The organism is Acinetobacter sp. GN11 (assembly GCF_054823985.1).
This window is the reverse complement of sequence record NZ_JRVL01000061.1, coordinates 1-16,321: the sequence shown is the minus strand read 5'-3', so window position 1 is coordinate 16,321 and position 16,321 is coordinate 1. Positions and strand designations below refer to the sequence as shown.

Below are 16,321 nucleotides of genomic sequence, written 5' to 3'. Positions count from 1 at the left end.
TAGGGTTATATATTAGTCACGGTGTTGTACATAATTTTAAACTATTCAAATGCCAATTGAAGCAGATTTATTTAGGTACTTTATCCTTATAAATAAAGGCTGTTAGGAGATTTTACCTGAATCTTCTATGGCCATTAAGAAAAGAAAACACACAGTAAATTAGATGCTGAATACGTGATCTACCATCAAGAGATTAACAAAATAAGAATACGAACAGTGCCTATAGTTAGTATGCAAAAAACTTTAGAAGTCTCGTTAAATATTATCGAAATAGAAGCAAAAGATGGGGGGAGATTTAATTTAATTACCAGAGCTCAGGATATTAAACTGAATAAAAATAATTTATGAGAGAAATCTAGGGTCTTAATTTTCAATAAATACAAGTCAACCTGTAAACCCTTACAGGTGTAATAAAAGACACTCGCACATAAAATATAATGTGAATTTATATTTTAAACAAAAAAGTATATTCATTTTTATTAAAAGCCCCAGCTAGAAACGTAATTTCTGAATTAGCGAGTTTTAAGGGTGAATTATAATTAATCGGAGTAAGTTATGGCTGTAATGGATACGGATAATATCATTGCAACATTGGAATCCCACGCAAATTTAAATGGAGCTAAGGTTGCTTTCGAGTATTTAGGACGCCAATCTGGTGGTATTCAGTCTCTGACGTATGAAGATTTGAATGTGCGGGTTCAATGTCAAGCTCAAATATTAATGAATCTTGTAGACAGTGGCGATCGCGCCGTGTTGCTGTTCGAGCCTGGGCTGGATTTTATTGTATCGTTCTTCGCCTGTCTGAAAGCTAAAATTATCGCAGTACCAGTCAGCTTGCCTTTTAACCGCAACGGTTTTTCTAATATTTTGAATATTATGAATGACTGTGAGCCAAAGATGGTACTCACAACTAAAAAGATTCTTGAGCTATCAGGTCTTATCACATTAAAAGCTCAAAATGAAAATTTAATATTGCATGCCGTTGATGCCGAATTACAGCGTGACTTGGTGGAAAAGGATTTTCCTCACATTGCTGAAGAAGATATCTGCTTCCTTCAATACACTTCTGGGTCAACAGGTTGGCCTAAAGGTGTGATCGTCACACATAAAAATATCATGGCAAACGAAGTCATGATTGCTGAAGCTTTTGGTACACAACCCGATGATATCGGTCTTACATGGCTACCTGTCTATCATGACATGGGATTGATCGGCTCAGTTTTACAGACTGTGTATGTGGGCCTGACCTGCTATGTGATGTCACCGCTGGATTTTATCCGTAAACCTCTTAAGTGGCTGAAATTCATTAGTGAAAAAGGTGTCACGATTAGTGGTGGGCCAAACTTTGCCTATGAGCTGTGTCTGCATCGCATCTCGGATGATGAGGCTGCATCGCTTGATCTGAGCCGTGTGCGTGTGATGTTTAACGGTGCCGAGCCAATCAAGGCTAATGTCATGCAGCGTTTCATGGAGAAGTTCAATACTCAGTCGAAATTGAGACTGGATACTTTCTTACCGTGCTATGGCTTGGCAGAAGTTACGCTCTTAGTCAGTGGTGTGACTGGTCCTCTCAATGCTATTTCAATCGATCGTGAAAAGTTGAATGCCAATTTGGTGCAGACCAGTCAAGACCAGACAGCCGTGCAAGTGGTGAGCTGTGGCAAGATCTCCGTACATATTGATTGCCGTATTGTCAATCCGAATACCCACAAAGAGGTAGGGGCTGATGAAGTCGGTGAAATCTGGTTAGCAGGTGAGAGTGTCACTGCGGGTTACTGGCAAAAACCCGAGGTCAATCAGGAAATCTTTGCTGCAACCATCCTTGGCAAAGCAGGCAAGCCTAGTCAAGTGCATTACTTGAGAACGGGTGATATGGGCTTTGTTAAAAATGGAGACCTGTATGTGACTGGTCGCCTTAAGGATGTAATCATCATCCGTGGCAAAAACTATTACCCACAAGATATCGAGTGTTCTGTTGAAACGGCACATCCTGCTGTCCGTAAAGGCTGTGTCGCAGCAGTGAATTTCGGTAATTCCGACGGCGTTACGGTTGTGCTTGAGATCAAAAAGAAATCGATAGACAAGACTCTTAATTTTGACGCCATCAGAACTCAGGTTAAAGAGCAAGTGGCGGCTGATATCGGCTTGCCTGTAGAAGGTGTTTATTTGCTGCATCAAGGTCGGATCAATAAGACCACTAGCGGAAAAATCAGAAGAAGAAAAATTAAAGAGCAGATCGAGCGCGGTCAACTGATTTGTTTAACCCATCCAAACCGTAGAACGGTGATGGCCCGAAACTATGTCAAGAACGGCTTAGAAGTCATCCGTGATCGTGAGCAGCGGGGGCAACTGATTCGTTATAGCTCCAATCTACTCAACTCAATGATCAAGGAACGAGAAGTGCGCGCGCTCATTTTTAATCGTTTGAAAAGTGCTTTGTTTTAATCCTTACCCTTTAATCATTTGAGCAAAAACTGATGTCACTTACGTCCAATTTGCGGCAGTTTCAATCTGCTGCTCGTCTGGAGCAAATTTTAGGCTCCGTACATGATACCAATAATGATTTTTCTTGGTCTGCGGCTATCGAGCGTGATGAGAAGGAGCAGTACCCTCAGCGTGCTGTTGATTTTCTGAATGCTGTGGGCATGAACCGTTTTTATGTACCTTCAGAGCTCGGAGGTCGCATGGAAATTGGTGAAGAGTTGCTATATCTACATCGCGTGCTGGCACGACGTGATCTCACCATCAATTCGACCTATAGCACCAATGCTTGGTCGGTGATTGTATGGATCGGCGGTAATCCTAATCAATGCCAAAACATCGCTAGTCGGATTTTGAGTGGTGCTGCGCCAGCACTAGCTTATAGCGAAAAGGCGCATGGTGCCGATCTTTTATCTAGTGAAGTGACTGCACAATCTACCGAGAACAAGTACGTTCTAAATGGCGAAAAGTGGTCGATCAATCGCGCGACTCTAGGGGACTCTTTAAGTCTGATTGCCAAAACATCGGATGATCGTGGACCACGTAGCCTGAGTGCATTCTGGCTTGATAAGCGTCATATGGCTTCTAAGGGAACTTATAGTCTGAACCGCCTGCCAACGGTTGGTATGCGTGGGCTAGATATCAGTGGTATCGGCTTTAACAATGCTGAAATTCATAAAGATGCCTTGATCGGTGAAGAAGGTCAGGGGTTGGAGCTTGGACTCAAGACCCTACAGGTGACGCGTGCATATTGCAGTAGTTTTTCTCTGGGGGCAGGCGATACGATGCTACGCATCGCGACCGAGTTTGCTATCGAACGCGAGTTGTATAACAAAAAAGTGATTAACATTCCGCTCGTGCGTGAGCAACTCGCTACAGCCTATGCCTATCTGTTGGCTGCTGAGGTGTTGTCACTCGTTGGCGCGCGTGGGTTACATGTTTGTATCAATCAGTTCAGCACATGGTCACCTATCATCAAAGTACTGGTACCTGAATATGTAGAGTCACTGGCTAAGATCACTTCCTCAGTGCTTGGGTCGCGTTTTTTCTTAAGAAATGCATATGCAGATGGAATGTACCAGAAAGCCTTCAGAGACCATCTGATTGTTAGTGTGTTTGACGGCAGTAGCACCGTCTGTCTAGACAGCCTAAGTTTTCAAATCAAATCTGCCAATAAAGGACGTAGCAAAAAAGCCGACCATCTCGACCAAGGGGAAGCTAAAGCACGCTATCGCCAGCTGTATGACTTGCAGGTGGAGACCGACGCTATTGATTTTCGCGAGCTTGAGATCTTCAACCGAGATGGTGACTTGGTGATGGAGTCACTGGGAACGATCATCGAGATGCTCAACGATGCTGACGTTACCGGGGGACTGGCTGCTGAGACACTGTCTACGCTACGCAAACGTGCAGATCTGCTTCTTATCGAGCAGCGCACGCTAGATCAAAAAATTCAGGATTATTTCTCAAGTTCAGAGGCAGCTAAAGAGTTTGAAACATTACGTTTTAGTCTCGCCCGTGACTATGCAGAGCTGTTTGCTCGCATTGCTGTATTGGGTTTCTGGATCTTTAACCGTCATGGCTTAAGACCTGCTTTGCAGGATGGTGCATGGCTGATCATTTTCTTAAGTGCTGCTGAAGGGCAGACCTCCCCTCCGAAGACGTCACTACGTGAAAGCACATTGGCAGATCTGCTGGACCGAATTTCAACCAACCATATGTTATCTGTTATCGATTTTGCATTGGCACCGCGTGATGCCAAACCAGTTAAAGAGGAGATTACCCCATGAATAAGGATAAAACTTACTGGAGCGCGATCATTCGTACGCTAGTAGCTAAAGAAATGCGTGTAGAGCCTGAGACGATTGATCCAGAGCAAAAATTTACCAGTTATGGTCTTGATTCAATCGTTGCTTTGTCGGTGTCTGGGGACTTAGAAGATCTTACAAAACTGGAACTTGAACCAACACTACTCTGGGATTACCCAACAATCAATGAGTTGGCTGAATACCTCGTTTCTGAGTTGCAGCAGGGAGTTGCTTCATGAATAACATTGCACGCCTAGAACCAGAAATTCTGTCGCGTCACGCGATTTCTGCAGAGCAGCTTGGTATTTGGTATATCCAGCGTCTTGAGCCAACTTGCAGTGCCTACAATATGGTGGTGGCTTTTGATGTAAAGGTCAACCAACCATTAGGCAATAAGCCGATGGAGATTCTGGAGGCGGTGATGCATGATTATCCGTTACTACGTGTAAGCATGCCTGCCAATGATCAGGGAATTGAGCAACTGATCTGGGATCGTATCTATCCTAATATTATTTTCTCTGATGCTTGCCATGTTGAAGCTTCTGATTTGACGCAATTGGTCGAACAGGATACCAAGCAACCATTTGACCTGACTCAGCCACCGTTGTGGCGTATTCATTGTTATGAGCGCGGCCAGAATCACTATGTGATTGCGGTCGTGATTCATCATGCCCTAATGGATTTCTGGTCGATTGGCCTCTTGCTTCGTGATGTCTGTAAGCGTTTTGGACTGGTTACAGAGTCGAATGCAGTGAACGGAATCGAGTTCGCACAGTATGCGGATAAGCAGCAGAGCACCGCGACCGATGATGCTGATGAAAGCCTAATTTTCTGGAAAAATACGTTGCAGCATGCACCACATGTGCATAGCATTCCGCTTGATTATCCGCGTCCCGCTGTGCAGCAACATAAAGGCAGCTCGGTGACTTTCCGTGTGCCTGAGTTAGTATCATCTGGCCTTGTGAACTTGGCGAAAGATTATGAGATCACGTTGTTCGGACTCGTACTATCTGGCTTCTATATCCTGCTGCACAAACTATCGAATGAGAATAATCTCGTTGTTGCTACAGCAGTAGCGGGTCGACTTGAACGTTCTTTGCGCAATGCGCTGGGGCAGTTTGTTAATACAATTGCTCTTAACATAGACATGGACGCTGATCAGACTTTACGTCAATTTACACAGCAGGTGCAGGAACAATTAAAACAGAGCCTAAAGCATCAAAAAGTTGCCTTTTCCAGAGTGGTTGAGGCCGTATCGCCAAAGCGTGATGGCAGTATTAACCCATTGGCTCAGGTGGGAATGTTCTGGGAACGTCTAGGTGGCATGGATGAGTTTAAAGAACTACTCTTGCCAATCCAGACCCCAGCTACCTTGGTTGGTCAAGACCTGACGTTAGGAAGTTTTCCAGTTCGCCAGCAAGAAGGTCAACTGGATCTTACGCTGGAAATGGGCGGTGAATATCAGGGCGAGCTGGTTGGCGTACTGAAGTATAATTCCGAGCTATTCTCTGCACAGTCTGCTGAGAATATGGTGCAACTACTGCAAGTCGTACTATCAGAGATCGTGGCTCATCCTGAGCGTAAGATTGTTGAGTTAGATATCGCACCTAATTATGCGGATAATATCCAGCTAGGCCTCCTGCGTGGTCAAGTTACTGACTATCCAAGACATGATCTAATGGGAATGATTCTGAAGCAGGTTGATAAGTGTAGTGACAACTATGCTATGACTTCTAGAGATCATGCTGTCAGTTATCACGAGTTAGGTCAGCATATCGCTGGTATCGCTGAATATTTGCGTGCACATGGTATTACCAACGGCGATCGTGTAGGTCTGATGCTAGACCGCACTGTGCTATTGCCAGCGGCCATTCTTGGAATCTGGGCGGCAGGAGCAGCCTATGTACCGCTTGATCCTAATTTCCCAAGAGAACGTCTACATAACATCATCGAAGATGCTGAACCTAAAGTAATCTTGACCCAAACCGAGTTGATGGATGCTCTCACAGTTTCTGTACCGCTTCTGGATATCAATCAAGCTGGTGTTGTGCCCCTTGAGCAAGTGCGTGAGACGCTTGCCTTTGGTGATACTGCTTATGTGATGTATACCTCTGGCTCGACAGGCAAGCCTAAAGGCGTGCGTATTGGGCATAGCTCAATAGTCAATTTCTTACTGTCTGTGAATGATAGGCTGCAAGCAACTGCTGAGACTCAATTGTTAGCGATCACCACTTATGCATTTGATATTTCAATTGTTGAGCTGCTGATTCCATTGATGTACGGTGGTGTGGTGCATGTGTGCCCGCGTGAGGTGTCTTTAGATGGTAATCAGCTGGTGGACTATATGCAGGCGAAGTCGATCAATGCTATGCAGGCAACACCATCCTCTTGGAAAATGCTCTTGGACAGTGAGTGGAACGGCACCCCAGGTCTGACTGCACTTAGCGGAGGGGAAGCGCTGGATCCTATACTCGCAGAAAAACTGCTGAGCAAAGTCAGCTGTTTATGGAATGTCTACGGGCCGACAGAGACTACAGTGTGGTCTAGTGCAGCCCATATCACTGATGCAAAATATATTGATTTAGGCGAACCACTGGCCAACACTCAGCTTTATGTTCTAGATGAACAACAGCGGTTGGTACCACGGGGCGTTATGGGAGAGCTCTGGATCGGAGGCGATGGTCTGGCAGTTGATTACTGGCACCGACCTGAGTTAACAGATGCGCAATTTAGAACTTTGCCATCTCTTCCAAATGCTGGTCGACTCTATCGCACTGGGGATAAAGTCTGTCTGCGAATGGATGGACGTTTGACTCATCACGGACGTCTGGATTTCCAAGTCAAGATCCGTGGATTCCGTATTGAATTAGGCGAAATCGAGAATGTTCTCAAACAGATCGACGGTATCACAGATGCAGTCGTGTTGGTTAAGACGACAGCCAGTAACGATCAGAAACTAGTAGCCTATGTGATCGGACACGAGATTGACATCGCTGATCTGAAAAAGACCCTACAAATCCATCTCCCAGCTTATATGGTGCCAAGTACATTTATTACATTGGATGAGTTTCCAATGACGGCTAACAATAAGTTGGATCGTAAGGCATTTCCTGAGCCAGTGTTTGAGCAGAGCAATGACTATGTTGCACCACGCGATTCGATTGAAATCGAGCTGTGTACTACCTTTGAGCAGATTCTGTCAGTTAAGCGGGTCGGTATATATGATGATTTCTTTGAGTTGGGAGGACATTCATTATTAGCAGTGAAGCTTGTCAATCATCTCAAAAAGGCATTTAGTACAGACCTACCAGTTGCCTTGCTGGCACAATACTCCACCGTGGAGAGTTTGGGCGAGATCATTCGTGACAATAAAGAAGTCAAACCCTCTATCGTAATCGAAATGCGCCGAGGAACCTACGAGCAACCATTGTGGCTGTTCCATCCAATTGGTGGTAGTACCTTCTGTTACATGGAGCTTTCGCGCCATCTCAATCCGAACCGTACCTTGCGCGCTATTCAGTCTCCTGGACTGATTGAAGCAGATGCTGCTGAAGTGGCGATTGAAGACATGGCAACGCTCTATATTGCTGAAATGCAAAAGACGCAGCCTGAGGGGCCTTATTTCCTTGGTGGCTGGTGCTTTGGCGGTGCGATTGCATACGAGATCAGTCATCAGTTACGTCAAATGGGGCAGCAGGTCACAGGGATTGTCATGATCGATACCCGGGCTCCAATTACAGAGAATGTGCCTGAAGATGCTGACGATGCCATGCTCTTGTCTTGGTTTGCTCGTGATCTGGCTGTGCCTTATGGCAAAAAACTGACGATACCAGCGCAATACTTGCGTGAATTGAGTCCAGATCACATGTTTGATCATGTGCTTAAAGAAGCTAAGGCTATCAATGTTATACCTCTGGATGCTGAGCCATCAGATTTCCGACTTTACTTTGATACCTATTTGGCGAATGGCGTCGCACTCCAGACTTATTTCCCAGAGCCTGAAGATTTTCCGATCCTCTTGGTTAAGGCCAAAGATGAGCTGGAAGATTTTGGCGAAAGTCTGGGCTGGGATCAGCTGATCAAAGATACGCTTACTCAAGTGGATCTGCCTGGTGACCATTCATCGATTATGTTCGCTGAGAACGTCGCGGCTGTGGCTCAGACGATTGATCAGATGTATCCAATTCCCGCATAAAAAATACAAGAAGGTAGAACCACTATGGTGATCATAGAACATGCTTTCCTCATACCGGCCGAGATTGACAAGGTTTTTAAATATCTTGCAAATCCGGGCAATGATGCAAGCTGGCAATTGTCATGTAAGCATTCTGAACTGCTAGATAATACTCCGCGTGTGGGCAGCAATTATGAAATCGGTTTGAGCTTTGCTGGTCGTGAGTTGGCCTTTAAAGGTGAAATCACACATCTGGTACCGAACGAATTGTATGCCTTTCAAGTGCTAGAAGGCCCTTTTCTTTATACGGGTACTTACCACTTCAAACCACATCCTGAAGGTACATGGATTGAGTGGCTCTTTGAGGCAGAACCAGGCGGCTTTTTTGGTGTATTTCCCGATGCACTACTAAAAAAGATGGTTCTTGCCCAGTTCAAGAAAGACCTTGCTAATCTCCAGGCACTGGCTCAGAAGGGTGGAACCTATGAGGCAGTGAGTCAGCAAACGCAAGAGATCGAAAAACCATCGCAAGAGATCAAAAAATCATCACAAGAGGTTGAAAAGCCAATTCAAAAGACTCATCCAATAATGGAGCAATATGCGCGATGGATTCTCAGACATCGCCGTATTGTGCTGACTGTGGTCATGCTTTTGACGATTTTCTTGGCATATCTTGCATCTGGCGTAAAAATTATTATTGATCCAGGCGCACTTGCACCTAATGGACATCCTTATATCACCTCGACCAAGCTGATCGAAAAAAAATTCGGCTCCAAGTACATGGTCGTGATTGGTATTACACCGAAGCAGGGTGATATTTATCAGCCGCAAGTGTTAGAAAAAGTCAAACGCATTACCGAAGAAGTTGATAATGCTCCGGGCGTGGTTCGATCTACTCTGATGAGTCTGGCTGCACGTCAGGCCAAAGGGATCACCGCCAATTCGGATGGATTTGATGCCAAGAAACTACTGCCGAACAGTTCTGTAACCGAGAGTGATGTTGATCAGTTGAAAAAACTGCTGGCACTGAATCCAATTTATATGAACTCGGTAGTATCTAAAGATCAAAAAACTGCTGCTATTTTGCTTGAGCTTGAGGAAAGTCCAGAAGGCTTCCAAAAGATGATGGGCCCGATCAACAAAATCGTAGCAGCTGAACAGTCTAAAGATATGACCATCAGTGTCGGCGGCAATCCTGTTTATTTGGATAAAGCTGAAGATTACTCTAAACGGATCAATATCTTGTTCCCGATTGCCATACTGGTCATTGGGTTATTGCACTTCGAAGCATTCCGCAGTAAGCAGGGTTTGATCCTTCCACTAGTTACAGCTTTACTGGCTGTGGCATGGGGTATGGGTATGATGGGTCTGTTCAAACAGCCAATGGATATTTTTAACTCTCCTACACCTATTCTGATTCTGGCCATTGCGGCAGGGCACGCAGTGCAGTTGCTCAAGCGATACTATGAAGACTTTGATCGACTGACTGCCGAAGGTGTGGAACCTAAAGCTGCGAATAGCGAAGCCGTGGTGCAGTCTATGGTTCGTGTTGGTCCGGTTATGATATTGGCTGGCGGAATTGCAGCAGCTGGATTCTTCTCGCTGTTGACCTTTAATATTCCGACTATCCGTTCATTCGGTATTTTTACAGGAATCGGGATCATCAGTACGCTGATCATTGAGATGACTTTTATTCCTGTACTTCGCTCGATGCTACCACCGCCTTCGGTTACCAAAGTCGCACGCAAAGGTTTACCGATCTGGGACTGGATTCCAAAACGCATTGGCGATGTCATTTTGTCAGTTCGTCCGCGAATGATGCTAATGACGGTGATTGCAGTACTGGGTGTCTTTCTTGCTATTGGCACAAGCCGTATTGTGGTGGATAACGATAGCCGCAACTTCTTCTCGCGCGACTTACCGATGCAGCAAGATGACAGGTTTCTGAATCAGTCTCTTGGTGGTACAAACAGTCTCTACATCATGGTCGATACAAAGGTACGTGATGGTATCGAAAACCCAGAAATCCTAAAAGCGATTGATAATACAGAAAAGTTCGCGAATTCAATTCCAGAGGTCGGTAAAACAATCTCTATCGTGGACTATATCAAAAGAATGAATCAGGCAATGAATGCCGATCAGCCACAGGCATTTCAGGTTCCAGCAACCAAAGATGTTGTTGCTCAGTATCTGCTGCTGTATTCAATGTCTGGTGAGCCGACTGATTTTGAATCTTACATTGATACAACCCAACGCTATGCCAAGATCACGATTCTGCTAAAAACAGGTAGTAATCAGCGTATCAAAGAAATCCTTGAGTCGCTAAAAACGTATATGGCGGGTCAATTGGGTGATAAAGCTGTCGTGAGTTTTGGTGGTGATGTGACTCAGACCATTGCGTTGACTGAAACAATGGTTCACGGCAAGCTCATGAATATTCTACAGATTTCATTTGCCGTATTCTTTATCTCAGCGCTAGTTTTCCGCTCACTTTCAGCGGGGTTGATTGTCCTGACGCCACTTCTATTCTCGATCCTTGCAATCTTTGGTGTGATGGGCTGGCTCGACATTCCGCTCAATATTCCTAACTCTCTGATCTCAGCCATGGCGGTTGGTATTGGTGCAGATTATGCCATTTACTTCCTCTATCGCTTGCGAGAAATCTTGAGTGAAGAGGGTGGTGATATCAAAGATGCTATTCGTAAAACTTTAAGTACTGCTGGTAAAGCTTCGCTTTTTGTTGCGACTGCTGTTGCTGGTGGGTATGGCGTATTGTCCTTATCGCAAGGCTTCCATGTGCATCAATGGCTAGCGATGTTTATTGTGATTGCGATGCTTTTCAGTGTATTTGCAACCTTAATTATGGTACCTACAATGATTCTAATCTTGAAACCTCGTTTTATCTTTCCCTCAAATAAGAAGAACATTACCGTTGCACAAACTGTTGTGACAAGTCTCTTGTTGGGTACGGCGCTCACAATGTCGATGCCTAAAACATCTTATGCAGATGAAGTTCAAGACATTGTTAATCGTAGTGATGACGCCTCTAAGTTTTTGAGTTCAAGTGCTAGTGCCAAATTTGTGCTGACGTCTAAAAGTGGCGAGCAACGCGTGCGTCTGACTAAAAACATGACCAAGCTGGCTGGAAATACTCAGAACAATATGCGTTTGACCGAATTCATCTCACCAGCAGATGTACAGGGAACCACGACGCTGTTGATTGAGAATGCAAAAGGCAGTGATAGCATGTTTGTCTATTTGCCTGCATTGAAAAAAGTACGTCGTTTGGCATCAGCGAACAAAGGCGATGCTTTTATTGGTACGGACTTTAGTTATGGTGATGTACTTGGCTATAAGCTAAGTGACTGGAAGTACACTAAACTTGCAGATGGTAAATTTAATGGCAAAGATTGCTACATGATTGAAGCAACGCCAATCAATAATACTGTGAAGAGTGACTTTGGTTATAGCAAACGTCGCATGTGCATAATGAAAGACAACTTTGTTACAGCAACTATCGACATTTGGGATACTGCAGGTAAACCGTTAAAGCATATTGAATTCACGGATATCCGCCCTTATGGCAAAGTGAAACCAAGATGGCAGGCCATGAAATCTATGGCGAAAAATCTGCAAACTCAACATATGACACAAGTTATCGTCAATGATTTTGTCGCAGAAAAAACCTTATCTGATAAGATTTTCTCACCGCAGAGTCTTGAGAAATGACGCAAGGTACCTATTGGGTATTTGCATGCTGCAGTAGCTTTATGCTACTGCAGCATGCTTATGCAGATGACAGCGAAATTAGTTTCGTGAGCCAGAACTCGGCTAGATTCGATATGTGGTCATCGGATCGTGATTTAAGTTCATTAAAAAACATTGGACAAGCAAGTTTCTGGTCCAATGGTACGCTCAAGTTTAATCCAGAGTTTAAGATCCATTACGACATAAATATTGGAGACGAAACGGACCATACTGTAAATCCAGATCAGGTGAGTAAGGTAAATCGCAACTTACGTGAGTTATATGCCTCTTATAACTTGGATCAGACAGTCTATGTCGATGTTGGTCGCCAGATTGTAGTCTGGGGAAGAGCTGATGGGATTAACCCAACGGATAATCTATCACCCCGTGACTATACGCGGCTGGTGCCAGATGAGACAGATCAACGTCTTGGAAATGATGCTCTCAAATTGACATATATTCCTGAATCAGGAACCAATAAATGGACGGCATTGTGGTATCCGCGTAGTCGATCAGATGTAATTCCATTGCGCCAGATTTCTGGTGTCCAGTATGAAATAGATAATAAGAGCCGTTCTGCCTTTGCAATGCGCTGGGATTATTCTGTAGATGGTTTGGATGTTGGAGCATCGTACTTCTCAGGTTTGGATCATATGCCCGATCTGTCAGTTCTTTCAGCGTCTCCAACAGGGGCAACATTGCAACTGAAAAACAATCCTATGTCCGTCTATGGATTTGATTTTAGTTATAACCATAACGATATCGTGTGGCGAGGTGAAGCGGCATATACGCACACTGATTCGAATGGCAGCGAAGATCTTACGCACAAAAAAAATAATCTGACCGTGGTCATGGGTCCAGAATTAGCATTGAAGAATTCCACACTGAGTTTAGTAGGCGTATACAAACATACCGAGGATTTTAGATCTGCCAACAGCCTAACAAATCCATCATTGAGTACAGTCTACCGTTATCAGCAAACAATCAGTAACCAATATGAGCAAGATCAGTATGGAGCTATGCTACGCTATGCACTTAACCTACTGAATGACAATCTGAAATTAGAAGTAACAGGGTTTTACTTTGCACCAGAGCCTAATGAATTGTTAAGAGTACGTATTAATTACAGCCTTGATGATCACTGGCAATTGAATGCAGGTGGAGATCGTTTCTGGGGCAGAAATGATACGGTGTTAGGACAATTTAGAGATAACAGTCTGGTGTATGCCCAGATTCGATATAATTTTTAAGATAATTCGCTCCAAAATAATGCTGGAGTTTGCAGTCCCTAATAAGGTGATTTATGGATAATTTAAATAACGCAAAAAAAGATAATTTTTCACGGAAGACCATATTAGTAACAGGTGCGGCAGGTTTTATTGGCAGCAGATTGATCGTTGAACTTCTGCGGGAAGGTCATCAAGTGATTGCTGCGCTGCGCAATGCCGCAACCAAGAAAGATAAGCTGTTAGGCTTCATTGCAACGCAAGGGTTGGCTGATCCGTCTATTTCTTTTGTCGAATATGATTTGAGCCGCGACTTTAAGCTGGACTCTCTACTAGCGGATGCTCAGGCAAAGATCCATGTTATCTATCATCTTGCTGCATCATTTAATTGGGGCATTAGCAAAGCTGAAGCTGAGCGTACGAATATTAAATCAGGACTCACTTTGATTGAATGGGCTGCAACATTGAAGCAGCTTGAGCGATTTATCTGGATTGGTGGATATCGTGTGGCTACTCCGCCACAAGAGTCGGCTGATGATTTGTATTGCAAATATGGTGGTTACGAGGCTTCGAAAATTTTAGGGCATCAAGCTTTCATTGAGACCTGTAAGCGTTTAAATGTGCCATGGACTGCAATAAATCCAGCGACAGTCATTGATGGTTTCTATACGTATGGTGATATGCAATATATTGGCATTGCTGACATGATTGATAAGCTGTATCAGGGACGTCTGCTGGCATTGCCAGGTGGGCGTGATACATTCCTGCCATTGTGCAATATGCAGTATATCGTTAGCTTTCTCATCCGAACGATGTCTTATCCTGAGACCATCGCTCAGGAATATATGTTGCTTGATCCAGCGACACCAAAGTTTCATAGCTTGGTTCACCTAGCTGCCGAGCACTTAGGAGTCAGCGCACCACATTTACAGTTACCCAAAGTTCTGCTTGAGAAATTACCTGAGGTATTGCTTGGTGGTTCTAAAGAGCAACTCGCTTTCATTTCTACCGAGCACTATCATGTCGCTGGGGCAGAAGCGCAGGCCGCGAAAATGGGCATCGCAGACCTAATCAATATCAGTCCCTATTACTCTCGCTGGATTGATCGTCTGGTGTTTACTCGTTTTGGTCGCATGCAAGTACCTACACCTAGTTGTTTCAGTTATCAGAATCGATATTGGACAGAAATCTATACTAAACAGCCGGTTATATCGGGAAAATCTTCTGCATTATTTTTACATGGGATTCCATTTGATAGTGCATGTTGGTCTCCGATAATCAATAAAATCACATATGATCAGATCGCTATGATGGACTTGCCTGGGCTTGGACGTTCAGGTAGTTATGAGATGATGGAAGATAACAACCGTCAGTTTATTGATGCAGCTTCAGAGCTTTTAGCACCAAATAGCGTTGTTATTGCACATTCGTTAGGATGTCTTTTTGCGTTGAATCTTGCAAAGAAATATCCAGATAAAGTTGCACGCCTTATCCTCATATCGCCTTATTTTGTTCAGGCGCAGGCTGCTAAAATGTTTCAGATACAAGCCATATCTAAACTAATTTTCCGTTTTGTACCGAAAGATATGATTGCTAAAGACCTACATCCAGATGGACAGCAAAATCCGTCTGTTGATTATGCGATGGATTCATTACGTCGGGTGTCCGTAGCCAAGCATATTAGTGAGTATATGCACCGCATTAGTTTGCCAGAACAGCGAGCAACTCAGACAGCTTTGTTAAACGAGCTTAGCTCTAAAGTTGAAATCATTGTGGGAGATAAAGACCCAATTGTTACCACAATAAGCTCAGATATTCCTGTACATATCATTGCAGGCGCAGGCCATAATCCGCACGTTACCCATGTAGATACGGTTTATGACTACCTTGCACCAGCTCTGACGAAGTACAACAGCACCACAGCTTCCTAATGTCTGATGTAGCCCAAGTACAGGTTTATGTCTGCCCAGTTTCAAGGGTACCACAAGACCATTTGGTATTGAGTCATTATCTCGGCTTGCTCAGTTCGGCAGAGAAGCTGAGATATGATCAATATCACCCTAAGGCGGCTCGTCTTTTCTTGATCTCTCGTGTATTAGTGAAGACTGTATTGGCAGATAAGCTAGGCATCTCACCCTACGAGGTCAACCTCCAATTACATCCCAGCGGCAAGCCTTTTGTACAAGGCGGTAAGGCTGTATATTTTAATCTTACTCACTCAGCGGACGTAATTATCCTTGCTGTGACTGAAGAAGGGGAAATAGGAGTTGATATTGAACAAGTGGATCATGAGTTTGAGTGGAGGCGTGTCGATAGTGTGTTAGACCTAAGTGAAATTGAATGGATTAAAGATAAAGAACTCACTGATTCATCCAGTGTATACCAGCGATTTTTTCAAATATGGACTTTGAAAGAAGCCTATATCAAATGTACTGGCGAAGGAATGAGCCGTCATTTAAAAATGCTCAACTTTCATGTGTTGCCTGAGCATATACAGTTTCTCGACTCAACCAATGATGCTCAAAAGACAGAAGAGTATTATTTTGAAAGTTATATATATGATTATAACTTCATTTTTTCTATATGTTTACAACAAAGTCGTAGCCTAGAAAGATTTAGTTTGGACTGCTTTCAATTATTACCCTTTATATCTAGGCATCAAATAACCCCAATACCTTGTAAATATAACTAGATTGAATCGTTATAACTGACGATTTAAAAATGTGAATCTAGTAATGAAATACTTGGCCTTGAACTGAACCATTCTCAATAAAGTATGTTGTGAATACATAGACCGCAAAAATTATGAATCAATAAAAAGAAAAAAGCCCCAGTCTTTCGACTAGGGCTTTTTAAATTTGGAGCGGGAAACGAGACTCGAACTC

General features: G+C 43.8%; 8 protein-coding genes. All 8 read left to right on the top strand.

The window, feature by feature from the left end:
* Positions 1 to 555: 555 nt before the first annotated feature.
* The 8 genes from NL42_RS07820 to NL42_RS07785 are packed head-to-tail and all read left to right on the top strand — an operon-like array spanning position 556 to position 16,128.
* Entirely contained in the window at positions 556 to 2,445 is a 1,890-nt protein-coding gene (locus NL42_RS07820) for a fatty acyl-AMP ligase (RefSeq protein WP_461312347.1), read from the top strand.
* Positions 2,446 to 2,495: 50 nt separating this feature from the next.
* Complete coding sequence (locus NL42_RS07815; protein ID WP_461312348.1) at positions 2,496 to 4,271, top strand: acyl-CoA dehydrogenase; 1,776 nt, start codon at positions 2,496 to 2,498, stop codon at positions 4,269 to 4,271.
* Positions 4,268 to 4,528: an acyl carrier protein gene (locus NL42_RS07810; RefSeq protein WP_336168967.1), complete on the top strand. Its 261-nt coding sequence runs from the start codon at positions 4,268 to 4,270 to the stop codon at positions 4,526 to 4,528. Before NL42_RS07815 ends, NL42_RS07810 begins: the two co-directional genes overlap by 4 nt.
* Complete coding sequence (locus tag NL42_RS07805; RefSeq protein WP_461312346.1) at positions 4,525 to 8,484, top strand: non-ribosomal peptide synthetase; 3,960 nt, start codon at positions 4,525 to 4,527, stop codon at positions 8,482 to 8,484. Before NL42_RS07810 ends, NL42_RS07805 begins: the two co-directional genes overlap by 4 nt.
* Before the next feature lie 24 nt (positions 8,485 to 8,508).
* Positions 8,509 to 12,192, top strand: a complete 3,684-nt coding sequence (locus tag NL42_RS07800; RefSeq protein WP_461312345.1) for an outer membrane lipoprotein-sorting protein — start codon at positions 8,509 to 8,511, stop codon at positions 12,190 to 12,192.
* Positions 12,189 to 13,460 carry a porin gene (locus NL42_RS07795; protein ID WP_461312344.1) on the top strand — a complete coding sequence of 424 codons (1,272 nt, stop codon included), beginning with the start codon at positions 12,189 to 12,191 and terminating at the stop codon, positions 13,458 to 13,460. The genes NL42_RS07800 and NL42_RS07795 overlap by 4 nt, the downstream gene beginning before the upstream one ends.
* 53 nt (positions 13,461 to 13,513) lie before the next feature.
* Positions 13,514 to 15,367 carry an alpha/beta fold hydrolase gene (locus tag NL42_RS07790; RefSeq protein ID WP_461312343.1) on the top strand — a complete coding sequence of 618 codons (1,854 nt, stop codon included), beginning with the start codon at positions 13,514 to 13,516 and terminating at the stop codon, positions 15,365 to 15,367.
* On the top strand, positions 15,367 to 16,128 hold the full coding sequence (locus NL42_RS07785) for a 4'-phosphopantetheinyl transferase family protein (protein WP_461312342.1): 762 nt from the start codon (positions 15,367 to 15,369) through the stop codon (positions 16,126 to 16,128). Before NL42_RS07790 ends, NL42_RS07785 begins: the two co-directional genes overlap by 1 nt.
* The last annotated feature ends 193 nt before the right edge of the window (positions 16,129 to 16,321 follow it).